Annotated in this window: 22 protein-coding genes; 10 read left to right on the plus strand and 12 right to left on the minus strand. The window is 74.9% G+C overall.

Features of this window, described 5'->3' with window-relative positions; all coding sequences use genetic code 11:
• The first annotated feature begins 6 nt into the window (after positions 1-6).
• Together PGB27_RS06450 and PGB27_RS06455 are read left to right on the plus strand one after the other, a co-directional pair.
• Positions 7-243 (plus strand): hypothetical protein, encoded by a 237-nt coding sequence (locus PGB27_RS06450; RefSeq protein ID WP_274199512.1) that lies wholly within the window; start codon positions 7-9, stop codon positions 241-243.
• Positions 244-253: 10 nt separating this feature from the next.
• Positions 254-1,756: a hypothetical protein gene (locus PGB27_RS06455; RefSeq protein ID WP_274199513.1), complete on the plus strand. Its 1,503-nt coding sequence runs from the start codon at positions 254-256 to the stop codon at positions 1,754-1,756.
• A 15-nt stretch (positions 1,757-1,771) separates the two neighbouring features.
• On the opposite strand, the gene PGB27_RS06460 is transcribed toward PGB27_RS06455, so the two are convergent.
• Positions 1,772-2,272, minus strand: a complete 501-nt coding sequence (locus tag PGB27_RS06460) for a methylated-DNA--[protein]-cysteine S-methyltransferase (RefSeq protein ID WP_274199514.1) — start codon at positions 2,270-2,272, stop codon at positions 1,772-1,774.
• 17 nt (positions 2,273-2,289) lie between these two features.
• Complete coding sequence (locus PGB27_RS06465; RefSeq protein ID WP_274199515.1) at positions 2,290-2,874, minus strand: hypothetical protein; 585 nt, start codon at positions 2,872-2,874, stop codon at positions 2,290-2,292.
• Positions 2,875-2,985: 111 nt separating this feature from the next.
• Between PGB27_RS06465 and PGB27_RS06470 the strand changes: the two genes are divergently transcribed.
• The gene (locus PGB27_RS06470) at positions 2,986-3,945 is read left to right on the plus strand and encodes a GlxA family transcriptional regulator (RefSeq protein ID WP_274199516.1); all 960 of its coding nucleotides are present in this window, start codon (positions 2,986-2,988) and stop codon (positions 3,943-3,945) included.
• On the opposite strand, the gene PGB27_RS06475 is transcribed toward PGB27_RS06470, so the two are convergent.
• A complete protein-coding gene (locus PGB27_RS06475; RefSeq protein ID WP_274199517.1) occupies positions 3,932-4,873 on the minus strand; it encodes a cation diffusion facilitator family transporter in 942 nt (313 codons plus the stop codon). The two genes, PGB27_RS06470 and PGB27_RS06475, sit on opposite strands and share 14 nt — an antisense overlap.
• 114 nt (positions 4,874-4,987) lie before the next feature.
• Here PGB27_RS06475 and PGB27_RS06480 point away from each other — a divergent pair, with 114 nt between their 5' ends.
• Both PGB27_RS06480 and PGB27_RS06485 read left to right on the plus strand, forming a co-directional pair.
• On the plus strand, positions 4,988-5,674 hold the full coding sequence (locus PGB27_RS06480) for a class I SAM-dependent methyltransferase (RefSeq protein ID WP_274199518.1): 687 nt from the start codon (positions 4,988-4,990) through the stop codon (positions 5,672-5,674).
• Positions 5,671-7,266: a Na+/H+ antiporter gene (locus PGB27_RS06485; protein ID WP_274199519.1), complete on the plus strand. Its 1,596-nt coding sequence runs from the start codon at positions 5,671-5,673 to the stop codon at positions 7,264-7,266. The genes PGB27_RS06480 and PGB27_RS06485 overlap by 4 nt, the downstream gene beginning before the upstream one ends.
• Here PGB27_RS06485 and PGB27_RS06490 read toward each other — a convergent pair.
• The 3 genes from PGB27_RS06490 to PGB27_RS06500 form a co-directional block, all read right to left on the minus strand.
• Positions 7,239-8,078 (minus strand): helix-turn-helix transcriptional regulator, encoded by an 840-nt coding sequence (locus PGB27_RS06490; protein ID WP_274199520.1) that lies wholly within the window; start codon positions 8,076-8,078, stop codon positions 7,239-7,241. The two genes, PGB27_RS06485 and PGB27_RS06490, sit on opposite strands and share 28 nt — an antisense overlap.
• Before the next feature lie 87 nt (positions 8,079-8,165).
• Positions 8,166-8,732 (minus strand): hypothetical protein, encoded by a 567-nt coding sequence (locus tag PGB27_RS06495; protein ID WP_274199521.1) that lies wholly within the window; start codon positions 8,730-8,732, stop codon positions 8,166-8,168.
• On the minus strand, positions 8,729-9,640 hold the full coding sequence (locus PGB27_RS06500; protein ID WP_274199522.1) for a cation diffusion facilitator family transporter: 912 nt from the start codon (positions 9,638-9,640) through the stop codon (positions 8,729-8,731). The genes PGB27_RS06495 and PGB27_RS06500 overlap by 4 nt, the downstream gene beginning before the upstream one ends.
• Before the next feature lie 160 nt (positions 9,641-9,800).
• Between PGB27_RS06500 and PGB27_RS06505 the strand changes: the two genes are divergently transcribed.
• Entirely contained in the window at positions 9,801-12,056 is a 2,256-nt protein-coding gene (locus PGB27_RS06505; protein ID WP_274199523.1) for a bifunctional lysylphosphatidylglycerol flippase/synthetase MprF, read from the plus strand.
• A 10-nt stretch (positions 12,057-12,066) separates the two neighbouring features.
• Positions 12,067-12,294, plus strand: coding sequence for a DUF2630 family protein (locus PGB27_RS06510; protein WP_274199524.1), 228 nt, complete (start codon positions 12,067-12,069; stop codon positions 12,292-12,294).
• 168 nt (positions 12,295-12,462) lie between these two features.
• On the opposite strand, the gene PGB27_RS06515 is transcribed toward PGB27_RS06510, so the two are convergent.
• From PGB27_RS06515 to PGB27_RS06535, 5 genes are all read right to left on the minus strand, one after another.
• Entirely contained in the window at positions 12,463-14,022 is a 1,560-nt protein-coding gene (locus tag PGB27_RS06515; RefSeq protein ID WP_274199525.1) for an amidase, read from the minus strand.
• A gap of 61 nt (positions 14,023-14,083) precedes the next feature.
• A complete protein-coding gene (locus PGB27_RS06520) occupies positions 14,084-15,709 on the minus strand; it encodes an MFS transporter (RefSeq protein ID WP_274199526.1) in 1,626 nt (541 codons plus the stop codon).
• Positions 15,710-15,788: 79 nt separating this feature from the next.
• Positions 15,789-16,445, minus strand: a complete 657-nt coding sequence (locus tag PGB27_RS06525) for a TMEM175 family protein (protein ID WP_274199527.1) — start codon at positions 16,443-16,445, stop codon at positions 15,789-15,791.
• A gap of 7 nt (positions 16,446-16,452) precedes the next feature.
• Positions 16,453-17,064 (minus strand): histidine phosphatase family protein, encoded by a 612-nt coding sequence (locus PGB27_RS06530; protein ID WP_274199528.1) that lies wholly within the window; start codon positions 17,062-17,064, stop codon positions 16,453-16,455.
• Positions 17,065-17,071: 7 nt separating this feature from the next.
• Complete coding sequence (locus PGB27_RS06535) at positions 17,072-17,500, minus strand: HIT family protein (protein ID WP_274199529.1); 429 nt, start codon at positions 17,498-17,500, stop codon at positions 17,072-17,074.
• 122 nt (positions 17,501-17,622) lie between these two features.
• Between PGB27_RS06535 and glgX the strand changes: the two genes are divergently transcribed.
• Genes glgX through nhaA form a run of 3 tightly spaced genes read left to right on the plus strand, consistent with a single transcriptional unit; the run spans position 17,623 to position 24,067 of the window.
• Positions 17,623-19,836, plus strand: coding sequence for a glycogen debranching protein GlgX (glgX, locus tag PGB27_RS06540; protein WP_274199530.1), 2,214 nt, complete (start codon positions 17,623-17,625; stop codon positions 19,834-19,836).
• A complete protein-coding gene (gene treY, locus PGB27_RS06545) occupies positions 19,833-22,163 on the plus strand; it encodes a malto-oligosyltrehalose synthase (protein WP_274199531.1) in 2,331 nt (776 codons plus the stop codon). Before glgX ends, treY begins: the two co-directional genes overlap by 4 nt.
• A gap of 11 nt (positions 22,164-22,174) precedes the next feature.
• Entirely contained in the window at positions 22,175-24,067 is a 1,893-nt protein-coding gene (gene nhaA / locus PGB27_RS06550; protein ID WP_274199532.1) for a Na+/H+ antiporter NhaA, read from the plus strand.
• Between the two features lie 156 nt (positions 24,068-24,223).
• Here the strand turns inward: nhaA and PGB27_RS06555 are convergent, their stop codons facing one another.
• Positions 24,224-25,084: a ferric reductase-like transmembrane domain-containing protein gene (locus tag PGB27_RS06555; RefSeq protein WP_274199533.1), complete on the minus strand. Its 861-nt coding sequence runs from the start codon at positions 25,082-25,084 to the stop codon at positions 24,224-24,226.
• Between the last annotated feature and the right edge of the window lie 4 nt (positions 25,085-25,088).

The raw sequence follows: 25,088 nt of genomic DNA on the forward strand, positions 1-25,088 counted from the left end.
GCGGACATGACCGCCGCGAGCACGCGCGGCCGCGCGCCCCGCCCGGCGCGCTTCACGTTCTGGGTGGACCGGGCGGGCACGCTCGGCCCGGTCCTGCTGCGCTACGACCTGCGCGGCAGCGGCACGCGCCGGGGCGCCCGGCTCGGCGTCCTGACCACGCACCGCGTGTGCCCGGTGACGCTGCGCCACTGCCGACCCGCATCGGTGAGGTCGCTCCTCGGTCGTTCGGTCCCGTTCCGTTAGGTTCGTCGCCATGCTCGACTCGGGCGCCCGCATCGCCGCCGCCTTGCTCCCCGTCGGGATCCCCGTCCTCGTGGGGCTCGTGGTGGCCGTGCTCCGCCGTCGGACGATCCCCGCGGTGGCGACACCGGCCATCGCCGGGCTCGCGGTGCAGCTCGTCGTCACGCTGATCTCGACGTTCCTCGTGGCCGAGACCTCGCTGCACGTCTTCGGGCTGTCCGACCAGACCCTCCTGCCGGTCGCCAGCGCCCTCGGGCTCGTGCTGATCCTGCTGCAGGTCGTGTCCTGGACGCTGCTGCTCATCGCGCTCTTCCGCCGCCTGCCGCCGGCGCCCGAGGACCGCACCCCGACCGGCCGCCACGCCCTGCTCGACGACCGCGGCGACCAGGTGGTCGCCGACGCCGGCACGGTCCTGCTGCCGGTCGGCGCCGCTGCGGGGGCCGCCGGTGCCGGGGTGGGTCTCGGTGCGGCGGCGACCACGACCCCCGGCGCCCCGCCCGACCTCGCGCCGCCGACCGGTCCCCTGCCCACGTCCGGCGCCGGCCGGCCCGGCGCCCCGACGGGTGGGCCCGGCACCTCCGCGGGTGGGCCCGGCAGCTCGCCCCTGCCGTCGATCTCGCGGCCGGGACCCGTCGGCCCGCCGCCCGGTCGCGGCCCGGCCGGTCCGCCACCCTTCGCCGCGCCCGTCCCGACCGTCGGCCCGCGCGACGAGGAGCCGGTGCCCGAGGACAGGCCCGAGGACGCGGGCGACGAGCTGCCCGAGGGCCCCAACGAGATTGACGTCGCTGCTGAGACCGACGTCGCCGCCGAGGCCGACGGCACCGGACCCGCGGGGTCGACCGACGAGACCCGCGACCCCGACGAGGGGGCCGAGGACGACGACCCCGCGACCACCGAGTACCCGGGCTACCTCGAGGGCGTGGCGGGCGCCCCGGTCGCGCCTGATGCTTCGGTTTCCGGAGCATCCGCCGTCAGGGACCCCGACCCGGACCCCGACGCGGAGCCCGCGGACGACGAGGACGACCTCGCCGGCGAGACGGGCTCGATCGCGGCGACCTCGTCGGTGCCCGGAGCATCTGCCGTCGGCGACGCCGGCTCGGACACCTCGACGCCGGCGAACGCTTCGGTTCCCGAAGCCTCGGCAGCGGATGATGGCGACACCGAGACCGTGGTCGTCGGCGAGGATGTCGATGAGGAGCCGGCGGCGGACGCCGACGACATCGACGGTGCCGACGACATCCACGGTGCCGACGAGCTCGATGAGACCGACGCGGCCGACGAGCTCGACGAGCCGGCCACGACCGCCACGACCGCCACGACCGCCACGACCGCCACGACCGGCACGACCGGCACCGGCTCCGGCGCGGGGCCGGGCAACGGCGCGCCGGCGCCGACCGGGTCGGGCGCGGCGGCCGGGACCGGCTCCGGAGCCCCGGCCGGCCACCCATGGTTCGACCCCGACGGCGAGGCCGCCGCCCAGCGCGCCGCGCAGGCGGGCACGGGCGACGGTCGCTGACGGTCAGTCGGCGCGTCAGGCGTCGAGCGACAGGCCGACCGGCGCGCCGGACTCGAGGTCGAGCAGCGCCCGCTTGCGCTCGACGCCGCCGCCGTAGCCGGTGAGCGAGCCGCTCGCCCCGACGACGCGGTGGCAGGGCACGACGATGCTGACCGGGTTGCGGCCGTTGGCGAGGCCCACGGCGCGGACGGCCGTCGACTGCCCGATCGTCGCGGCGAGCTCGCCGTAGGTCACGGTCGCGCCGTACGGGATCTCCCGCAGCGCCGCCCACACCCGCTGCTGGAACGGGGTGCCGTGCACGTGCAGGTCGAGGTCGAAGGCGGTGAGCTCGCCGGCGAAGTACGCGGCGAGCTGCTCGCGGGCGGCGGGCAGCCCGTCGTCGTCGCCGTCGCCGAGGGCGTCGGCGGCGGGCCCGTGCCGGTGCTCGGTCATGAAGAGGCCGGAGAGCACGCCGTCGTCCGCGCGCAGGGTGAGCGGGCCGAGGGGGCTCTCCACCACCGTGTGCGTGACCGTCACGCCGACCATGGAACCACTCACACCAGGAACGCCAGGACCAGCACCGCCAGGCCGGCGGGCACGTCGAGCGCGACGCAGGCCTCGGCGAGCGCCGGCGGGACCTCGTCGCGGTGGCGCCGCAGGTGCCACAGGTCCCACGCCCCGTGCGCCATGAGCGTCAGCGCGGCGAGCGCGAGACCGGGGCCGGGCGGGAGCACCAGCGCCAGGAGGGCCACCAGGCCGTAGCCCACGAACCCCGCCGTCTGCCGCGCGAGCGCCGGGCGGGCGACGCCGAGCACGACCCCGACGACCACCAGCGCGCTGCCCGCCACCGCGTTCACGAGCAGCGGCGAGACGTCGAGCACCTTGGACGCCACCACCAGCGCGGTGGCCACCGCCACCCACCACCACGCCATCGCCGGGCGCGCGAAGGCCGCGGCGGCGACGTAGCAGGACGCGGCGATGACGACGATCAGGGAGAGGTCAGCGGCACCGTTGGGACCGGTCAGGAGGCTCGCGCCGGCCGCGAGCAGGCCCGCGGCGATCGGCCAGCGCCGCGCGAGCGCCCGGAGCAGGGACCGGCGGACGTGGGTGGTGCCGGGTGCGGTGTCGTGGGTCGTCATGGCCGAGGAGCATGGCCGGGCACCGATACCCCTCGGGGGTATCGACGAGGTCGTGTCCGGAATCCTGCGGAAGGGGTCCGACGGGACACACTCGGCGCTAGGCTCCCGGCCGTGGGCGCGACGGTCATCGTGGGCTACGAGGACGCCGAGCTGCTCGACGTCGCCTGCGTGAGCTCCACGTTCTCGACGGCCAACGACCTCGGCGCCGACCCGCCCTACGCCGTCACGCTCCTGACCCCCGGCGGGCACGCGATCACCTGCCGGCCCGGCCTGCGCCTGGAGGCGCACGGGGCGCTCGAGCAGTACACGGGCCCGGTGGACACGCTCGTCGTGGTCGGCGGCCTCGGCAGCCCCCGGGCGGCGGCCGACCCGGTGCTCCTCGCCCACGTCCGGCGCCTCGCGCGCGACGCCCGGCGGGTCGCGTCGGTGTGCACCGGGGCGAGCATCCTGGCCGCGGCCGGCCTGCTCGACGGGCGCCGGGCCACGACGCACTGGTGGTTCGCCCCCGAGCTCGCCCGCGCGCACCCCGCGGTCCACGTCGACCCCGACCCGATCTTCGTGCGGGACGGGAAGATCGCCACCTCGGCCGGTGTCACCAGCGCGCTGGACCTCGCCCTGTCCTTCGTCCACGAGGACCACGGGCCGGCCCTGGCCCGCCAGGTCGCCCGGGCGCTCGTCACCTACCTGCAACGTCCCGGCACCCAGGCCCAGATGAGCGTGCACGTCGCCGCCCCGGTCCCCGCCGACGACGTCGTGCGCGGGGTGGTCGACCACGTCGCCGGGCACCTCGACGGCGACCTCGGCGCCGCCGCGCTCGCCGCCCGCGCGGGCGTCAGCGAGCGGCACCTCACGCGCCTGTTCCGCGCCCACCTCGGGCGCACGCCCGCCGAGCACGTCCGCCGCGCGCGCACCGAGGCCGCCGCCCACCTCGCGACCACCACGGAAGTCCCGCTCGCGCGCGTGGCCGCACGCTGCGGCTTCCGCTCCACCGAGACGATGCGGACGGCGTTCCTCGAGGTCTACGGACGCACGCCCTCGGAGCACCGCCGGGCCTTCGTCACGGCCGTCTGACGCCCTCGACGGCGGGCAGCGGCGAGCAGGCCTCCTCGTGGTCGGCGTGCTCGAGGGCCTCGATCTGCAGGGTGCTGTGGTGCAGGCCGAAGCGGTCGCGCAGCAGGGTCGACGCGCGGTCGAGGACGCCGTGCTCGCCGCAGTCGGCGGTGGCGCAGCCCTCGTCGGAGATCACGAGGTGCGCGGAGACGGCGGGGCTGCGGTCGTTGATCGACCAGACGTGCAGGTCGTGGACCTCCGCGACGCCCTCGACGTCGAGGAGCGCGGCGTGGACGTCGTCGACGTCGATGCCCGCCGGGGTGCCCTCGAGCAGGACGTGCCCGGTCTCGCGCAGCAGCCCGACGGTGCGCGGCAGGAGGATCGCGACGATGACCAGCGAGGCGACGGTGTCGGCGTAGACCCAGCCGGTGGTCAGCGTGACCACCGCGGCCGCGAGCACCGCGACCGAGCCCAGGGCGTCGCCGAGCACGTGCAGCGCGGCCCCGCGCACGTTCATCCCGCCCCCGCCACGCTGCAGCACCGCGAGCGAGACGAGGTTGCCGACGAGACCCACGAGGCCGTAGAGGAGCAGCCCGGCGCCGGGCACCTCGGTGGGCGTGGCGATCCGTTCGACGGCCTCGACGGCGACCCACACCGTCACCCCGAGCAGCAGGACGGCGTTGAGCGCGGCGCCGAGCACCTCGGCGCGCCCCAGCCCGAAGGTGCGCCGTCGGGACGGGGGCCGCGTGGCGAGGCCGGCGGCGATCACCGCCGTCGCGAGCGCGACGACGTCGGTGCCGACGTGGCCGAGGTCGGCGAGCAGGGCGAGCGAGCCCGTGACCACCGCGCCGACCGCACCCACCACCGCCACCAGGGCGGTGACGGCGAGCGCGAGGCCGAGGCGCCGGCGGTCGTCGGCGGCGCCGCCGTGACCGTGTCCGTGACCCACGGCGCCGACCATACATGCACGTATACGCATGCGACACGCGACGTGCCGCACGCCTCCGATACCCCCGGACGGAGGACACCACACTGCCACCACACCCGGCCCTACAGTGTGCCGGTGCCCGACAATCCCTGGCTCACGGTCACCGGCGGCACGGCCGGACCGGGCTACGCCGCCCGGTTCGCGGACCTCGCGGCGCAGGGCGAGGACCTCGACGGCGAGGCGCGCCGGGTGCACGCGCTCCTGGGCGGCCGGCCGAGCGACGTCCTCGACGCGGGCTGCGGCACCGGGCGGGTCGCCATCGCGCTCGCGCGGCTGGGGCACCGGGTGGTCGGCGCCGACCTGGACGCCTCGATGCTCGACCAGGCGCGGGCCGCGGCTCCGGAGCTCGACTGGCGCCTCGTCGACCTCACCGAGCTGCGCCTCGACCACCCCGTCGACGCCGTCGTCGCCGCGGGCAACCTGTGGCCGCTGCTCACGCCGGGCACGCACGCCGCGGTGATCGAGGTCCTGGCCCGTCACCTGCGCCCCGGCGGCCTCCTGGTCGCCGGGTTCGGGCTCGACGCCGAGCACGTGCCCTTCACGCTGCCCGACGGCGTCCCGTTCCCGACCCTCGCCGCCTACGACGACGGGTGCGCCGCCGCGGGCCTGCGCCCGGTGACGCGCACGGCGGACTGGGAGGGCGAGGAACCCTACGAGGGCGGCGGCTACGCCGTCAGCGTCCACGAGAAGCCCACCAGGAGCGAGCTCGACCTGCTGCGGTCGCGGGAGGACACCTCGGCCCCGGAGCCCTCGACCCCGTGACCGAGACCGACCCGCGGGCCCTGCTCGTCGTCTTCGTCGTCGCGCTGGGCGTCTCGGCGATCGCCCGCCGCTTCTCGGTGTCCGCGCCGCTGCTGCTCGTCGTCGTCGGACTCGCGGTGTCGTTCGTCCCCGGCGTGCCGTCGGTGCCCCTGGACCCCGACCTCGTCCTGTTCCTCGTCCTCCCGCCGCTCCTGTACTCGGCGGCGCTGGAGAGCTCGACGCTGCGGCTGCGGGAGAACCTGCAGCGCATCAGCCAGCTCGCGGTGGGGCTCGTCGTCTTCACGACGGCGGTGGTCGGCGTCGTCGCGTGGCTGCTGGTGCCCGAGCTGCCGTTCGCGAGTGCCCTGGTGCTCGGGGCGGTCGTCGCGCCCCCGGACGCCGTGGCCGCGGCGTCGATCGGGCGCCGGCTCGGCCTGCAGCGGCGGATCATGACGATCCTCGAGGGCGAGAGCCTGCTCAACGACGCGACGGCGCTGACCCTGTTCCGGGTGCTGCTCGCCGCGGCGCTCGCGACGACGACGGTCGGCACCGGGGCGACCATCCTCGCCGGGCTCGAGGAGTTCGCGCTGGCCGCGGTCGGCGGCGTCGCGATCGGTGCGGCGGCGGGCTGGCTGCTGCACCGCGTGCGCATGGCGCTGCACGACGGCGTGCTGGAGAGCTCGGTCGGCCTGCTCGTGCCGTTCGCCATCTACCTGCTCGCCGAGGAGCTGCACACCTCGGGGGTGCTCGCGGTCGTCCTCGCGGGCCTCTACCTCGGGCACAAGGCCCCCGAGGCGGGCTACGCCACCCGCCTGCAGGACCAGGCCGTGTGGAAGGCGCTCGACACCCTGCTCGAGGCGCTGGTGTTCGCGCTCATCGGGCTGCAGCTGCGCATCGTCGTCGACGGCCTCGGGGACGACGCCGGGCGGATCCTGCTCGTCTCGCTGGCCCTGCTCGTCGTGACGATCCTGGCCCGCTTCGCCTGGGTCTACCCGACGATCTACCTCCCGCGCCTGCTCCCGAAGGTGCGACGACGAGGGCCCGCCGTGTCGTGGCGGGTGCCGTTCGTCATCTCCTGGGCGGGGATGCGGGGCGTGGTCACGCTGGCCGCGGCGTTCGCGATCCCCCACGGCGGTGACACCGGCCCGGCGATGCCCGGCTACAACGTCGTCGTCTTCGCCGCGTTCGTCGTCACCGTCGGCACCCTGCTGCTCCAGGGCCTCACGCTGCCGACGCTCATCCAGCGCCTGCACGTGCGCGACAAGGGCGCCCAGCGCGACGTCCTCGACGAGGCCCAGGTCAAGCAGGCCGCCGCCGAGGCCGCGCTGCACCGCCTCGAGGAGATGAGCGACGACAGCACGCCGGCGCACGTCACCGAGCAGCTGCGGACCTGGGCGCAGCACCGCGCGAACGAGCCGTGGGAACGTCTCGGACGCCCCGACGAGGAGATCGGCGAGGCGCCCTCGGTCGTGTTCAACCGCCTGCGCCGCGGCATGCTCAGCGCCGAGCGCGAGACGTTCGTGCGCTTCCGCGACATGGGCCGCATCGACGAGGGCATCCTGCGCGACATGCTCCGCGGGCTCGACTACGAGGAAGCGATGCTGGACCGGTAGGTGGCCGAGCCCAGGGCCGGCGGTGGGAGCAGGCCCAGGAGCTGGGCGCGCTGCACGGCGGCGAGGCGGTCGGCGACGCCGAGCTTGGCGTAGACCCGCTGCAGGTGCTTCTGGACGGTCCGCTCGCCGACCGTGAGGCGCCGCGCGATCGCCCGGGCGGTGGCGCCGGTGGCGAGCATGTCGAGGACCACGCTCTCCCGCGGCGTCAGCCCGACCTGCTCGGCGGTGGGGGCGGCGAGCGCCCCGGTCCGCGCCGCCCACCGGGCGTGCGCGCTGATCTGGCGGTCGAGGCCGACGAGCACGCGCTGCACCCGGCGCAGCAGGCCCATCTCCTGCGGCGAGTACTCGTCGGCACGGCCGACGAGGAACGCGCGGTGGGTGCGCTCGTCCAGGCACACGGGCAGCGAGACCTGGGAGACGACGTCGCTGCCGAGCAGGTCGTCGCACACGGCCCGCCAGCGCTGCTGCACGCGGTGGTCGGCGACGCGGTCCGGAACGTCGGCGACCTGCATGACCTCGGCCCGCCCGGTGGCGAGGTAGTAGCGCAGCAGCGGGTGGTCGGTCGCGGCGTGGAGCCGGCTCCAGCACTGGACGTCGGCGAGGCGGTCGTCGTAGAAGTCCGGTGGCCACGGTCGTCGTTCGACCGGACCGCACGCCTCCTGCCCGTGGTAGGCGCCGGCCGGGGCGTCGAACGACCGCGCGAGCAGCGGGAGCACGCGGTCCACCGGCCAGGTGGTGAGCGGCCGGGCGACGAGGTCGGCGACGAGGTCCAGCCACTCCCCCTCCCGCGTGGCCGTGCCCCCGACACCCATGACGCCCCCCGTCCGACGCTCGCGCGCGCGAGGATCCACCCGGAGCGACACCGCCTGCACCCCGCCTCACCCGAGCGGCGGCTGGAGTCACTCGCGTGGGGCAACCTCGCGGACACGGACCTCGACCGGCATGGCGAGCAGCGCGTCCAGCACCCGGTGCTCGCGGCGCAGCGGCAGGCGCGCGAAGAAGAACAGGTCCAGCGGGTACCAGAGCCCGACCCACGCGATGACGAGGAAGACCCCGTTGCCCAGCACGTCCTGGAGGAACGCGGGGACGTCGGGCTCGAGGAAGCCGGTCGAGAACAGCAGGCCGATCAGGAACAGCGGGATGCCCGGGCGCAGCGAGTTCAGGCCCTGGCGCCACAGCACCGCGCCCTCCCGCTCGCCCCGCTCGTTGCGACGCACGCACCAGCGGCGCAGGACGGTCTGCAGGTGCGCGGCCGTCGCCGCCGGGTCGGGTCCGGCCGTCGCGGGCGGCAGCGTCACCACGACCCGGTCGTGGCGCCCGGGCCGCCCGCGGGCCAGGAGCTCGTCGACGATCTCCTCCGCGCCCGGGACGCTGCGGGCGTCGGGGTCGTCGTAGAGGCCCGCCGGATCGACCGTGACCAGGTCCTCGGGGCGGGTCAGGTGCACGACGACCTCGCGCCCGCTCACAGGGCCCACCGCCGGTCGGTCGTGAACGCGACGACCACCGAGCGCTCGTGGCCCAGCGCCGCGAGCCGGTCGTGCAGGGCCTGCCGGACGACGTCCCCGTCGGCGACCGTGTGCACCGACGACCCCTCCCCCACCACGTAGTCCACCTCCACGTCGACCCGCGCGCCGACCTTCGATGCCCGCAGGAACGCCTCGGCCAGCCCGAACTCCTCGCGCACCGCCTCGACCGCGTCGTCGAGCTCCGCCTGGGTCTGCGCCGGCGGCGCCATCGCGAGGATCTCCCGCATGCCCCCGCCGATGAGGCGCGCCGGGATGCGGAGGAACGCGAGCGACACGACGACGACCATGGCCGGGTCGACGTAGGCGGCGAGGTCGGGACGCCCGCTGGCCACGAGCACCACCGCGATGACGAACCCGAGGAGCACGCCGACCGAGAGCAGGGTGTCGCCGAACCACTCGGCGGCCTCGGCCCGGACGAGGTCCGACCGGCCGCCCCGGCGCATGAGGACCGTGACGACGACGCCGGCGACGGTCGCGACGATCGCGTAGGCGAGGGCCCACCCCGTGGCGACCTCGCGGCCGCCGGCGACGAGGTCGGTGATGCCGCCGACCACGGCGTACACGCACAGGGCGGCCAGCGCGACGGCCTTGACCACCACGACGACCGGCTCCCACGACTCCCGCCCCCACGGGTAGCGCTCGTCGGCCCCGCGCCGCGAGGTGCGCAGCGCGAACACCGCCAGCATCGAGAGCCCGATGCTGGCGAACGACGAGAGCCCGTCGAACACGATCATCGAGGAGCCGCTGAGCACCCCCCACACCGACGAGATCAGGGCGAACGCCGCCGACGCCCACACCGACAGGAGCAGCAGGCGCCGGTCACGGCCGCCGGTCTCGCTCGTCTCCACGCCGGTGATCGTGACGGTCGCGCGCGCCCACGTCGAGACGTTCGATCACCCAGAGGATTGTCATCGGCAGGCTCCCGTCGGACACTCGTCGCACGCTCACCCGTTCAGCCGCACCGAGCGAGCGGGACATCGCGCTGTGTGACAGCTCAGGAGATCGCCGATGACGGTCACCGCCCCGCGGGAGCCGGCGAACCCGGCCGGCCCCGCCGACTCCTCCGACTCCTCCGACTCCTCCGACGGCCGGGAGTCGCCGAAGCGGCTGGGTGCCGCCCGGGCGCGGGTCGAGGGCGTCGCCCGCTGGCGGCCGGTCACCGCGACAACGGTGCTCCTGCTGCTGGTCACCGGCATCGCGACCGGGGCGTTCTGGAGCCCCGCGGCCGACCGGTCCTGGGCGTCCTCGGTGCTCACGGGCGTGCCCGCGCTCGCCGAGGGCCACGTGTGGACGCCGCTGTCGGCCGCGCTGGTCGGCGCGCACCCGGTCGGCGCCGTGCTCGGGCTCCTGGTCGCGGCGGTGGGGCTCGGGTGGGCCGAGGGACGCCTCGGCTCCGGGCGCACGGCGCTCGTGCTCGTCGTCGGCCAGCTGGCCGCGGTGCTCGCCGCGACCGGCCTGGTGGCCCTGCTCGCGGCGTCCGGCTGGGTCTGGGCGGTGGCGCTCGCGGGTGCGCTGACCGGCGGCGTCTCCACCGGCGTGCTCGCCGTGCTCGCCGTCGCGTCGGCGACCCTCCACGCGCCGTGGCGGCTGCGGCTGCGCCTCGTGCTGGCCGGGATCGCGCTCGTCGGGCTGCTCTTCCTCGGCCACCTCGCCGACGCCGCCCACACGCTCGCGCTGGCCGTCGCGCTGCCGCTCGGCCGCCGGCTCGCCGGGCCCGCCGCGGTGCCGTCACCCGCCGGGCGGCCGGGCCGCCGCGAGTTCCGCCTGGTGGCCGCCGCGGGCCTCGTCGTCATCGCCGTGATCCGGGTGCTGACCCTCGTCGTGCCGGTCGTCGGGCCCCTCGGCAACACCGCCTCGGACTCGACGGTCGTCGAGACCCTGGTGTCGGTGGCGATCGCGCTGCTGCTCGCCGAGGGACTGCGCCGCGGGCGCCGCCCGGCGTGGGTGGCGGGCTTGCTGCTCGGCGCCTTCTACCTGCTCCTGGGGCTCGTCGTGGTCGGCGTCGTCGTGTACGCGCAGGCCACCGAACAGATGGACCAGGTCGAGCTCGTCGGCCTCGCGGTCTTCGTGCCGAACGCGGTGCTGTGGTCGGCGCTCGTGGTGTGGCTGGTCGTGGGCCGCCACGCCTTCGCGGTCCCGTCGCGCCGGCGGCTGCGCCGTCGCTCCGGAGCGGCGGCCAGTGGCCCCGAGGTCGCCCGCGAGGCGCTGCACCGCCACGGCGGGTCGACGCTGTCGTGGATGGCGACGTGGCCGGAGAACCGGTACCTCGCGCACACCGGAGACGCAGCGGAGCGGGCCTCGACCACGGGGACCGACGGGGTCACCGCCTACCGCGCCCACGCCGGGGTGGCGGTGGCCCTCGGCGACCCGATCGTCGCCCCCGCCGACCGGTCCGCCGCGCTCGAGGACTTCCGGGCGATGGCCGAGCGCTCCGGCTGGGTGCCGTGCCTGTTCTCGACCACCGAGGCGCTCGCCGACGTCGCGCGGGCCGACGGCTGGCGGGCGCTGCAGGTCGCCGAGGACACGCTGATCGACCTCGAGGGCCTCGAGTTCAAGGGCAAGCCCTGGCAGAACGTGCGCAGCGCCTTCAACCGCGCCGGCAAGGCGGGCATCGAGCACCGGATGGTGCACCTCGCCGAGGAGCCGCGGTCGGTCGTGGCGCAGGTCCGGGCGATCTCCGAGGAGTGGGTCGGCGACAAGGGCCTGCCCGAGATGGGCTTCACGCTCGGCGGGGTCGAGGAGGCCCTCGACCCGGAGGTGCGCACCGGCCTCGCCGTCGACGCCGAGGGCACCGTCCACGGCGTCACCTCGTGGCTGCCGGTGTACGGGCCCGCCGGGAGACGGAGTGGAGCGGAGCTCGACCCGTCGGAGCGCGTCGTGGTCGGCTGGACCCTCGACGTCATGCGCCGCCGGCAGGAGGGGTTCCGGGCGGTCGTCGAGTACCTCATCGCCTCGGCGTGCCTGACGTTCCAGGCCGAGGGCGCGCGGTTCCTGTCGCTGTCCGGAGCGCCGCTGGCCCGGGCCGAGGGGGAGGGCGACGCGCAGGTGCTCGACCGCGTCCTCGACCGCATGGGCGAGCTCCTCGAGCCCTACTACGGCTTCCGCTCGCTGCACACCTTCAAGGCCAAGTTCCAGCCGCGCTATGAGCCGATGTTCCTGCTCTACCGCGACGAGGCCGACCTCCCGCGGGTCGGGATCGGCATCGGGCGCGCCTACCTCCCCGACGCCCGCGTCCGCGATCTCGTGGCGCTGGTGCGGGGCTAGGCTCGCTCACATGGCGGACGACGACACCCTGGGCACCATCCACGCGCTGGTCGACGAGGAGCACCGGCTGCGGGGGCACGGGGAGGCGATCAACGACGAGGACCGGGCCCGCCTGGCGCAGATCGAGGAGCAGCTCGACCAGTGCTGGGACGCCCTGCGACGCCGTCGCGCGGGGCGGGACTTCGGCGGCGACCCGGGCTACGCGACCGAGAAGCAGGTGCACGACTACCTGCAGTAGGCGCCGCCTCCCGGCGCAGGACGAGGCGAGGGGGCACGGCGCGCAGGTCGCCGAGCCTGCCGATCACGCTGAACGCGCTCCTCGGCCGGCGCCTCGAGCTGGCGAAGGGCGCCCCTCGCTGGTCTATCCGAGCGAAGGGGCCCTTCGCTCAGGAACCCCGGCGCGCCCTCAGCCCGCCGGCACCGCCGCCCGCGCCTCGAGCCCCGGCGGCGAGGGGAAGCCCCCGACCGCCTGCTCGAACGCGTGGGCCACGCGTAGGCAGGTGGCGTCGTCGAAGCGCCGACCGATGATCATCATGCCGACCGGCAGCCCGTCGACCGGCGAGGCCGGGACCGAGGTCGCGGGGTGACCCGTGACGTCGGTGGGCGCCGTGTTGATGATCATCTCCAGCGCCCGGGTCACGCTCTCCGCCGCCGGCGCACCCTCGGCGACCAGCGTCGTCGGCAGGATCGGCACGGTGGGCATGACCAGCACGTCGTGCTCGGCGAGCGCCGCGTCGTAGGCCGCGCGGGCCGTCGGGACGAGGTTGCGCGCCATCGCGTAGTGCCGCCCGTGCTCGCGGGCCAGCGCGTGGCGCCCGGCCATGGTCACCATCTTCACGGTGTCGGAGAAGAGGTGCCCGCCCTCGGCCCGGCGCCCGCCGTAGTGCGCGATGAGGTCCGGGTCGTAGAGACCCTCCCAGTTCATGCCGTAGCCGTTGCCCTCGATCATCTGCGCGACGACCCCGTCGGTGGCGACGACCGTCCACACGTCGAAGGCGTGCCGGTGCCACGGCACCGAGACCTCCTCGACCGACAGCCCGGCGCCCGCGAGCACGTCGAGCGCCGCCCGCACGCTCGCGTCGACCCCGGGCACCGAGAGGCCCTCGTGCCCGAACCCCTCGGTGACGACGCCGACCCGCAGGCCCTCGGCGCCGCGGGCGATCTGGGCGAGGAAGTCGACCGGCGCGAGGGCGTCGGGCTGGCGGGGGTCGAGGCCGTCGGGGCCGGCCATGATCCCGAGGGCGAGCGCCGCGTCGCCGACCGTGCGGGTCATGGGCCCGAGGTGGTCGATCGTGGCCTCGATCGGGAAGGCGCCGGTGTAGGGCACGAGGCCGTGGGTGGGCTTGTGCCCGACGATGCCGCTCATGGCCGCGGGCATGCGCACCGAGCCGCCCTGGTCGCCGCCGGTGGCGAGGTCGACCTCGCCGGCCGCCAGCAGGGCCGCGCTGCCGCTCGACGAGCCGCCGGTGGTGCGGGTCGGATCCCACGGGTTGCGCACGGGCCCGGTGTGCGAGGTGTGGCTGGCCCCGGAGAAGCAGAGGTCCTCGCAGACGGCCTTGCCCGTGACGGTGGCGCCGGCCTCGAGCAGGCGCGTCACGACCGTCGCGTCGCGCTGGGGGACGTACCCGTCGACGAGGCGCGAGCCGTTGGCCATCGGCACGCCGGCGACCGCGGTGTTGTCCTTGACGGCCACCGTGCGCCCGGCGAGCGGGCCGTCGGGCGCCCCCTCGACGCGGCAGCGCACGTACCACGCACCCCAGCGGTTCTCGCCCTCGGCGGGCCACGACCAGGCGCGGTCCGGCGCGGTCGGCGCCTGGGCGGCCCACAGCTCCTCGACGCGGTCGTAGGCGCCGAACGAGCCCTCGACGAGCGGGGCGAAGGCCGCGAGTCCTTCGGGGTCGAGACCGAGGCGGTCGCGCTCGGCCAGGGCGGCGAGCTCTTCGGGCGTGGGAGGGGTGACGGGCACGGCGTCTCCTGTCGGCCGCGGGGCGGGAGCCCCACCGTAGGGAGCGTGACGGGCGCGCAGGTCACGCTGGGGTGACGGTGCCTCCCGGTCCGTCGCGGGTGCCGTCCTCGCCCCACGCCACGTCGGGCGTCTCCTCCTCGGTGACCGCCGTGTCGGGGTCCGGGGGCCGGCGCACGAGCCAGGCGGAGGTGACGATCCCGATCACCGAGAGCACCGTGACCGCGAGGAACGCGACGACGTAGCCCTGGTCCGACGCGCGTTCGGCGACCTCGAGGTACTCGACGACCCGCGGGTCGAACGTCGAGGGCCGCAGCCCCGTCTGTTCGGCGTTCTCGATCGCGTCGCGCAGCTCGGCCCCGGATTCAGGACTCAGCGGCGGCAGGCCGCGGGCGGCGGCCCCATCGGCCAGCGCCTGCAGGTAGGTCAGGTGCAGCAGGGCGTAGAGCAGGGCGATCCCGATCGCGCCCCCGCCCTGCTCGGCGGTCGCCGACACCCCCGAGGCCTGGCCGTGCGCGTGCTCGGGCACGGTGTCGAGGCTCACCGGGTCGTTGACCGTGAGCACCACCGCGAGCCCGACCCCGTAGACCACCAGCCCCGGGAGCAGCCACCAGAACGCGTTCTGCGGCATCCCGAGCGCGAGCAGGACCCCGGAGACGGCGAGCAGCCCGAACCCGACGACGAGCGGCGGCCGCCCGCCCGCGGCGTCGTACCAGCGGCCGACCAGCGGCGCGATGACCACCATCGGCACCGTGGTCGCCAGCAGCGCGAGGCCCGCGAGTGCCGGGTCCAGCCGCAGGTTGAGCACCAGCGCGAGGGGCAGGATCAGCCCCAGGCCCATCTCCGCCATGCCGGCGATGCCCTGCGAGACCGTCGCACCGCGGTAGTCACGGCTCTCGCGCAGCAGGTCCAGGTCGAGCAGCGGGTCCGCGGTGCGCCGCTCCCACCACACGAACACCACGGCGGCGACGACGGCCACGGCGAGCGAGACGACGACGTCGGGCGCGGTCCACCCCTCGGTGGTCGTCTGCGCGAACCCGAACACGAGCCCGACGAGGACGAAGCCCAGCAGCGCCGCCCCGACCAGGTCGACGTGCACCCCGCTGCGCCGCGGGCCGTCGGGCGGGACCGCGCGCAGCGTCGCCCACAGCGTCACCACCAGGAGCGGGAGGTTGATCAGGAGCACCGCGCGCCAGCTCACCCCCGAGGTGAGCAGGCCGCCGATGGTCGGGCCGAGGGCGCCGGCGGTGGCCGCGACGCCGCCCATCGTGCCGAGCGCCTGGCCGCGCTCCTTCGCGTCGAAGGCGTCGCTGAGGATGGCCACGGTCGCGGGCAGCATCAGCGCGCCGCCCGCGCCCTGGCACACCCGCGCCGCGAGCAGCACCGCGAAGTCCGGCGCCAGGCCCCCGACCGCCGAGGCACCGGCGAACACCACCGAGCCGAGCAGGAACACCCGCCGGCGCCCGAACAGGTCGCCGAGCCGCCCGCCGAGCACCAGCAGCCCCGCGAGCGGCAGCAGGCTCGCGGTGAGCACCCACTGCACGAGCTGGGAGCTCACGCCGAAGTCCTGCGCGATGTCGGGCAGCGCGAGCGGCACCGCCGTCTGGTCCACGAGGATCATCGCGTTGGCGACCGTCATCGCCGCCAGGACCGTGCGCCGTCGGGCGCGCGGCGCGGTCGCCGTGCTCATGCGCCTCCCCCACCGACCGTGACCCGTCGAGCCTGGCCGGTGCGGAGGCCGCCGACAAGGGCGTGGTCAGCCGGAGGGGTCAGCCGGAGGGGGGACGCGCGAGGCGGCGCTCGACCAGGGGCCCGAGCACGCGCTCGATCGGCGAGGTCAGGAAGAGCAGCAGCAGCGGCCAGTAGCCCAGCGACGGCGCCACGAGCGTCACCACGAGCACGAGGAGCAACAGCAGGGCGGTGCCGCCGGCTGCCGTGTTGCGCAGGCCCTGGGCCTCGTCGCCCGGCAGCGAGCGGCGCACGAGCACCGCGGTCACCGTGAGCAGGGCGCTGCTCGCGAACAGGGTCGCGACGTAGAAGCGCAGCGTGAACGGGTCCTCGGGGAACGAGGCGATCATCTCGGTGGGGAACGGCAGCACGACGATCGTGAACAGCCACGCCGTGTTGACCCCGACCAGGGTGTGGCTGACCCGCCGCGCCCGGTCGAAGACCCGGTGGTGGGCCGCCCAGAAGCGCGCGATGACCGCGAAGCTCAGGACGAAGCTGCCGATCGCCGCGAGGTTGTCGGTGATGACCGTCAGCCCGGAGGTCTCCGGCTCGGCGACCTCGGGGACGAGCTCGGCCAGGGGCAGCACGAGCAGGGTGAGCGCGATGGCGACCACACCGTCGCTGAACGCGAGCAGGCGCTCGGGCCCGAGCCAGTCGCCCTGCTCGTCGACCTGCGCGTCCTCCCCCGCCTCGGCCATCAGGACATCACAGCAGCCCGGCGAGGTGCTGGGTCTCGTTCACCGAGCTCACCCGGCGGGCGCCCGACCGCGAGACGAGCACGCGGGTCACCGACGTGTGGTGCAGCGGGAAGGTCAGCGGACGGTCGATGCCGAGGATCCCGGTGACGTAGGTGTTGATCACGCCGGCGTGACAGACGACCACCGCGGTGGCCCGCGGGTCCTGCCGCGCGACGACCGCGTCGAGGGCGCCGACCAGGCGCGCGGTGAACGCCGGGCCGTCGACGTACGACGGGAACACCCCGGACCGGATGGCCTGCCAGTCCTCGTCGGCGTCGTCGCGCAGGTGCACCGGGCGGTAGGACCCGCGCCCGCGGTCGAACTCGCACAGGTCCTCGACGGCGGCCGGCTCCGGGGTGCCGAGGAGGCGCACGGCCGGGGCCGCCGACTCCCGGGCACGGAGCATCGTCGAGGTGACGATCTCGGCGACGCCGTCGCGGTCGGGGCCGCCGGCGAGCCACGTCGCGAAGCGGTCCGCCTGCTCCTGCCCGCGCGCGGACAGGGCCGGGTCCGCGCCCGCCGCCCCCGGCTCGGCGGTCGCCGCGAGGGGCTCGGCGTGGCGGACGAGCAGCAGCTGCATCGGGCGGTCAGGCGTCCGGGACGGCGGCGCCGTGCCCGGCGGCGCGCAGCCCGGCGCGGATCGCCTCGGCGTGCCGGTCCATCTCCGCCGGGTCCGGGTCGCTCTCGGCCCGGGAGAAGTCGAACGCCTCGAGCCCCCAGGCGGGGTGGACGTGCACGTGGAGGTGCGGCACCTCGAAGCCCGCGACCATGAGCGCCACGCGCGGCGGCGACCAGGTGTCACGGATCACGGTCCCGATCGTCTTCGCCACCCCCATGGCGTGCTCGAACAGGCCGTCGGGGGCGTCGATCCACTGGTCGACCTCCTCCCGAGGCACGACCAGCACGTGACCGGGCCCGAGGGGGTTGATGGACAGGAACCCGACCACCTGCTCGTCCGACCAGACGAACCGTCCCGGGATCTCGCCGTTGATGATCTTGGTGAAGACGGTGGCCACGGCGGGGATCGTAGCGATGCCGGCGTCGCCCGGGTCGGGTCGTCGGCCCCGCCCGTATTCTCGGCGGGCACGTTCGGGCACCCCGTCCGCGTTTCACCCCCCACCCCCTCGGAGGAAGCCCGATGCAGCCCTGGCCCGGCACGTCCTATCCCCTGGGCGCGACCTACGACGGCGCCGGGACGAACTTCGCCCTGTTCAGCGAGGTCGCCGAGGGTGTCGAGCTCTGCCTGTTCGACGAGGCGGGCCGGGAGACCTGCGTCCCGCTGCCCGAGCGTGACGGCTTCGTCTGGCACGGCTACCTGCCCGGCGTCGTCCCCGGCCAGCGCTACGGCTACCGGGTGCGCGGCCCGCACGACCCGGAGCAGGGGCTGCGCTGCAACAGCCACAAGCTGCTCATCGACCCCTACGCGAAGGCGCTCGACGGCACGCTCGGCACCACCTACGCGTGGGACGAGGCGCTGTTCGGCTACCACTTCGACGACCCCGACGAGACCAACCACGACGACTCGGCACAGCACGTGCCGAAGTCCGTGGTGGTCAACCCGTTCTTCGACTGGCACGAGGACCGCCCGCCGCGCACGCCGTACCACGACACCGTCATCTACGAGGCGCACGTCAAGGGCCTGACCAACCTGCACCCCGAGGTCCCCGAGGAGATGCGCGGCACCTACTCGGGCGTCTCGCACCCGGCGGTGATCGCCCACCTGCAGCGGCTCGGCGTCACCGCCATCGAGCTCATGCCCGTGCACCAGTTCGTGCACGACGACGCGCTGGTACAGCGCGGACTGCGCAACTACTGGGGCTACAACACCATCGCGTTCTTCGCGCCGCACTACGGCTACGCGAGCGTCGGCATCACCGGCGCGCCCGCACCCGGCGCGCACGTGCAGGAGTTCAAGGCGATGGTGCGCGACCTGCACGCGGCGGGCATCGAGGTGATCCTCGACGTCGTCTACAACCACACCGCGGAGGGCAACCACCAGGGCCCGACGCTGTCCATGCGCGGCATCGACAACCAGGCGTACTACCGCCTCGTCGACGACGAGCCGCAGTACTACATGGACTACACGGGCACCGGGAACTCGCTGAACGTCCGGCAGCCGCACACGCTGCAGCTGATCATGGACTCGCTGCGCTACTGGGTCACCGAGATGCACGTCGACGGCTTCCGGTTCGACCTCGCATCCACCCTCGCCCGGGAGTTCTACGACGTCGACCGGCTGTCGACCTTCTTCGACCTCGTCCAGCAGGACCCGGTGATCTCGCAGGTGAAGCTCATCGCCGAGCCGTGGGACGTCGGCCCCGGCGGCTACCAGGTGGGCAACTTCCCGCCCGGCTGGACCGAGTGGAACGGCAAGTACCGCGACACGGTGCGCGACTTCTGGCGCGGCACCCCGGGCACGCTCGGCGAGTTCGGGTCGCGCCTGACGGGCTCGTCGGACCTCTACCAGGACGACGGCCGCCGGCCCTACGCGTCGGTCAACTTCGTCACCGCGCACGACGGCTTCACCCTCAACGACCTGGTCTCCTACAACGAGAAGCACAACGAGGCCAACGGCGAGGGCGGGCAGGACGGCGCCGACGACAACAACTCCTGGAACCACGGCGTCGAGGGCCCCACCGACGACGCGGCGATCCTCGAGCTGCGCCAGCGCCAGCGCCGCAACTTCCTCGCGACGCTCTTCCTCTCGCAGGGCGTGCCGATGCTGCTGCACGGCGACGAGATCGGGCGCACGCAGTACGGCAACAACAACGGCTACTGCCAGGACTCCGAGATCTCCTGGATGGAGTGGTCGCCCGAGAAGTCGGACTCCGAGCTCATGGACTACACGAGCAAGGTCTCCGAGCTGCGGGCGTCGCACCCGGTCTTCCGCCGGCGCCGCTTCTTCAACGGCCGCCCGATCCGGCCCGCCGCCGGCGAGCCGGAGGTCCAGCGCGACATCGCCTGGTTCACGTCGTCGGGCGAGGAGATGACCGACCAGGACTGGGAGTCGGGCGAGGCCGCCGTGCTCACCGTGTTCCTCAACGGCGACGGCATCCTCGAGAGCGACCCGCGCGGCCAGCGGGTCGTCGACGACACCTTCCTCCTGATCTTCAACGCCCACCACGAGGACGTCGAGGTCACGCTGCCCGGCGAGGGCTTCCCGCACCGCTGGGCCACCGTGCTCGACACCACCACCGGCGAGGTCGTCGTGGGCACCACCCGCACCACCCAGACCTGGAACACCCCGCCGCTGCCGGACGACCTGGACGACCGCGTGGGCGGCGACGTCCTCACGGTCACCTCCCGCTCGATGCTCCTGCTGCAGCGCACCGACGTGACGGAGCAGGCGTGATCCCGGCGTCCACCTATCGGCTCCAGCTCTCGCCCGACCAGCCCTTCGCCGCCGCGCGCGACCTCGTCGGCTACCTCGACGGGCTGGGCGTCGGGGCGCTGTACTGCTCGCCGATCCTGCAGGCCTCCCCCGGCTCGATGCACGGCTACGACGTCGTCGACCCCACGCGGGCGAACGACGAGCTGGGCGGCGAGGAGGGCCGGCGCGAGCTGGTCGCCGCGCTGCGGAGCGCCGGGCTGGGCGTGCTCGTCGACCTGGTGCCCAACCACATGGGCGTGGCGGTGCCCGAGGCCAACCCGTCGTGGTGGTCGTTGCTGCGCGAGGGCGCGGACTCGCCCTACGCGGACTGGTACGACGCCGACCTCACCCAGCCGCTGCTCGTCCCGGTGCTCGGCTCGCCCGAGGACGTCGAGCAGCTGACGCTCTCCGACGACCGCTCCGAGCTGCGCTACTACGAGCACCGCTACCCGGTCGCCCCGGGCACCGGGGAGGAGGGGACGCCGCAGGAGGTGCACGAGCGCCAGCACTATCGGCTCGTGCACTGGCGGCGCGGCAACGCCGAGCTGACCTACCGCCGCTTCTTCGACGTCTCCGACCTCGCGGCGGTGCGCGTCGACGACCCGGCGATCTTCGACGTCACCCACGCCGAGGTCCTGCGCTGGCGCGCGGCGAACGAGCTCGACGGCCTGCGCATCGACCACCCCGACGGGCTGACCGCGCCCGGCGCCTACGTCCGGCGGCTGCGGGCGGCGCTCGGTGAGGATGCGTGGTTGCTCGTCGAGAAGATCCTCGGGCCGGACGAGGCGCTGCCGCTGTCGTGGCCCGTCGACGGCACCACGGGCTACGAGGCGCTGCGCGAGGTCCAGGGCCTGTTCGTCGACCCGCGGGGCGAGGCGCTCATCGACGCCGTGACCGCCCAGCACACGGGGTCCCGCGAGGGCCTGTCCGTCACCGAGCACGTCGCGAAGCGGCTGGTCACGGACGAGATCCTCGTGGCCGAGGTCAAGCGCATCGCCGCGCTGGTGCCCGGTGACGACGACCCGGAGAAGGTGCAGGACGCGGTCGCCGAGCTGCTCGGCGCCTACCCCGTCTACCGCTCCTACCTGCCCGAGGGCCGCGCCGACCTCGACCGCGCCGTCGACACCGCGGCCACCGCGCGGCCCGAGCTCGCCGAGATCCTCCGGCGGATCCACGCGGCGATGACCGCGGAGCCCGACGGCCGGCTCACCCGCCGGGTCGAGCAGACCAGCGGCATGGTGACGGCCAAGGGCGTCGAGGACACCACGTTCTACCGCTGGAACCGCTTCGTCGCGCTCAACGAGGTCGGCGGGGCCCCGGACCGCTTCGGGGTCTCCCCCGTCGAGTTCCACACCAAGGCCGCCGCCCGCGACGCGGCGACCCCGGCGACGATGACCACGCTCTCGACCCACGACACCAAGCGCAGCGAGGACGTCCGGGCCCGCCTGGCCGTGCTCAGCGAGCTCACCGCCGAGTGGGGCGCGTTCCTGCGCATCGCGGCGGCGCGTCACCCGCTGCCCTCGCCGTCGCTGGAGCTGCTGGCGTGGCAGTCGGTGCTCGGGGCCTGGCCCCTCACCGAGGAGCGCCTCCAGGGCTACCTGACCAAGGCGTCCAAGGAGGCCAAGCTCGTCACCGCACACGTCGACGCGGTGCCCGAGGTCGACGAGGCGATCGCGGCGTGGCCCGCCCAGGTGCTGGGCGACGCGGACGCCGTCGCCGAGATCGAGGCGTTCGTCGCGAGCATCGACCGCCACGGCCGGTCCAACGCGCTCGGCCAGAAGCTGCTGCAGCTGGCCGGGCCCGGCATCCCCGACGTCTACCAGGGCACCGAGCTCTTCGAGTACTCGCTGGTCGACCCGGACAACCGGCGCCCGGTCGACTTCGACCTGCGCCGGCGGCTGCTCGAGCGCCTCGACAGCGGATGGTCGCCGGCGGTCGACGCCGACGACCTCGAGGAGGTCGCGGCGACGAAGCTCGCGGTCGTCACGGCGGCCCTGCGCCTGCGCCGGTTCCGCCCCGAGCTGTTCGACGGCTACGCGCCGCTGCCGGCCTCCGGGGAGGCGGCCGACCACGCGCTCGCCTTCGCGCGGGGCGGCCCGGCGGGGCGCGAGCGGCTGGTCGCCGTCGCCACCCGGCTGCCGGTCGGCCTGCAGGCGGCGGGCGGCTGGCGCGACACCGTGCTCCCGCTCCCCGGCGGCGCCGACGACTGGACCGACGTCGTGACCGGACGTGCCGTCGACGGCGCTGCGCCGCGTCTCACACAGCTCCTCGACCGCTACCCCGTGGCGCTGCTGGTCCGACCTGCCTGAGACTGCCCCGCATGACCGACGTGACGGAGAACCGTCCCCGGTGGCACGGCGTCCTCGAGCGGATCGCGGAGGCCCGTCGCGGCGACTCGAGCGAGTCGCTCGCGGCGGTCTTCATGCTCGGTGCGACCGTGCTCGCGCTGGTCTGGGCGAACTCGCCGTGGGGTGCGTCCTACGACGCGTTCTGGCACACGCACCTGGCGATCTCGTTCGGCGAGATGTCGATCGACCTCGACCTGCAGCACTGGGTCAACGACGGCCTCATGGCGCTGTTCTTCTTCGTCGTCGGCCTGGAGGTCAAGCGCGAGTTTGCGCTCGGCGAGCTGCGGGACCGGTCGAAGGCGGCGGTCCCGCTCACCGCGGCCGTCGCCGGCCTCGCGCTGCCCGCCGTGCTGTTCCTGCTGCTCAACCCGACCGGACCCCAGGCCGCGGCCTGGGGCGTCGTGATCTCCACCGACACGGCGTTCCTGCTGGGCGCGCTGGCGGTGATCGGTCCCGGACGCGCCGAGCGGCTCCGGATCTTCCTGCTCACGCTGGCGGTCGCCGACGACATCGGCGCGCTGGCGATCATCGCGCTCGTCTACACCGACGAGCTGAACCTCGTCCCGCTGCTCGTCGCGGTGGGCGGGCTGCTCCTGATCTGGCAGCTGCGACGGCTGCGGGTCTGGCGCGGCGGCGGCTACCTCGTCGTCTCGGTGGTGACCTGGGTGGCGCTCTACGAGTCGGGCGTCCACGCGACGCTCGCCGGGGTGCTCATCGCCCTGCTGCTGCCCGTGTACCCGCCGAAGCGCAAGGAGGTCGAACGGGCGGCGGCGCTCGCGCGGGCCTTCCGCCAGTCGCCGAACCCCGAGTACGCGCGCAGCGCCCGGCTCGGGCTCGAGCGTGCGGTGTCGGTCAACGAGCGCCTCATGCGGCTCTGGCAGCCCTACAGCGCCTTCATCATCGTGCCGGTGTTCGCGCTGGCCAACGCGGGCGTGCCCCTGACCGCCGAGACCCTGCGTGCGGCCGCGACGTCGCCGCTGACCTGGGGCGTCGTGCTCGGGCTCGTGGGCGGCAAGTTCGTCGGCATCACCGGCGCCACCGCGCTCCTGCACCGGCTGCGCCCGGGCAGCCTCGCGCCCGGGCTGACGATGCCGCAGATCGCGGGGGGCGCGGCGCTCTCGGGCATCGGGTTCACGATCTCGCTGTTCATCGTCGACCTCGCGCTCGCCGACGAGGCCCTCGCCGACCAGGCCCGGGTCGGGGTCCTCGCGGCGTCGCTCATCGCGCTCGGGCTCGGCGCGGTGGTGTTCCGGGTGGCCCGGTCGTCGCTGCCCGAGGAGCCCTCCCGCGACCTGCTGCGCCCCGTCGACCTGCAGCGCGACCACGTCCGCGGGCCCGTCGACGCACCGCTGACGATCGTCGAGTACGGCGACTTCGAGTGCCCCTTCTGCGGCAAGGCCACGGGCAACATCCGCCAGGTCCGCGAGCACTTCGGCGACGACCTGCGCTACGTGTTCCGCCACTTCCCTCTCGAGGAGTACCACCCCCACGCCCGCGACGCCGCCGAGGTCGCCGAGGCCGCGGCCGCGCAGGGACGGTTCTGGGAGGTCCACGACACGTTCTTCGCGCACGCCGACGCCCTCGAGCACGACGACCTCCTGCGCTACTGCGCCGACCTCGGGCTCGACATCGACCGCCTCGAGGAGGACCTGCGCGACGGCGGCCCGCACAACCACGTCGCCGACGACGAGATCGACGCCAGCAGCAGCGACCTGCCCGGCACGCCGACGTTCTACCTCGCCGCCGGCGACGCCGTGCCCCAGCGCCACCTCGGGCCCTACGACGCCAAGACCCTCATCGGCGAGCTCGAGCGCATGCGCGCGGAGCAGGCCGCCGAGGCGAGCAACGCGGCCGACCCGCGCTGAGGCTCGCCGGGATCGCAGCGAACGCGCTGTTCGCGGCTTCTACGCGCGCGAACTCCCCGTTCACGCGCGCTGGCGGCTCGCCCGGATCGCAGCGAACGCGCTGTTCGCGGCTTCTAGGCGCTCGAACTCCCCGCTCGCTGGTGCCAGCGGGCCGGCTCAGCGGCGGCGCGGGCGCGGGGGCAGGGCGACGGTCGGGGCCTCGGGGCCGCCGAGGGTGTCGGTGCGCGCGTCGGCGTCCGCGCCGTCCCCGGGGTCCGCGGCGTGCCGCCCGGCCGACGAGCCCTCGTCCTCGCCCGCGTGGTCGTCGAGCTGCGCAGCGAACGGCGCGGTCGTTCGCAGAGAAGCAGCGAACCGCGCGTTCGCTGCATCCTCGCTCGCCGGCTCCTCGCCGCCCACCGCGGGCTGGGCTCCGGTGGCGTGGTCCGCGGCCTTCCGGGCCTCGGCGGGGTCGGTGCGCCCGCGGTCGGCGAGGGGCACCGACGACGGGCGGCGGCGCGCGGCGCGGCGGTGGAGCAGGGCCGCGACGACCAGCGCGGTCGCGACCAACGGCACCACGAGCGTCCACCACGTCCCGCCGCGCAGCGAGGCGTTGGCGACGGCGTGGGCGACGGCCACCGGGAAGCAGACGTAGGACGTCCAGTGCACGACGAGCCAGGCGCGCTTGGACAGGTACTTCCGCAGGCTCGACGAGATCACCACGGCGAGCAGCAGGTCGAGCGCGAGCGCCCCGAACCCGACCGGCCACGGGTTGAACGACGCCGTCCCCGGGACCACGACGTGGTACCAGCGCAGCGGCAGGTACGGCGTGACCAGCACGGTCACGACGTGCAGCACCACGAACACGACGGTGATCAGCGCGAGGTTGCGGTGCAGCGCGACGAGCACGAACCGCGGCAGCGCCTGGCCGAGGAGCGTGGTCAGCGAGGTGTTGTGCAGCGCGCCGAGCGCGAGCACGACGCCCAGCATCAGGAGCGCGACGAGGCCGAGCGCCCGCGAGATGTTCCAGAGCTCGATCACGCGC

The organism is Actinomycetospora lemnae (assembly GCF_028737315.1).
In the GTDB taxonomy this organism is placed as follows: domain Bacteria; phylum Actinomycetota; class Actinomycetes; order Mycobacteriales; family Pseudonocardiaceae; genus Actinomycetospora; species Actinomycetospora lemnae.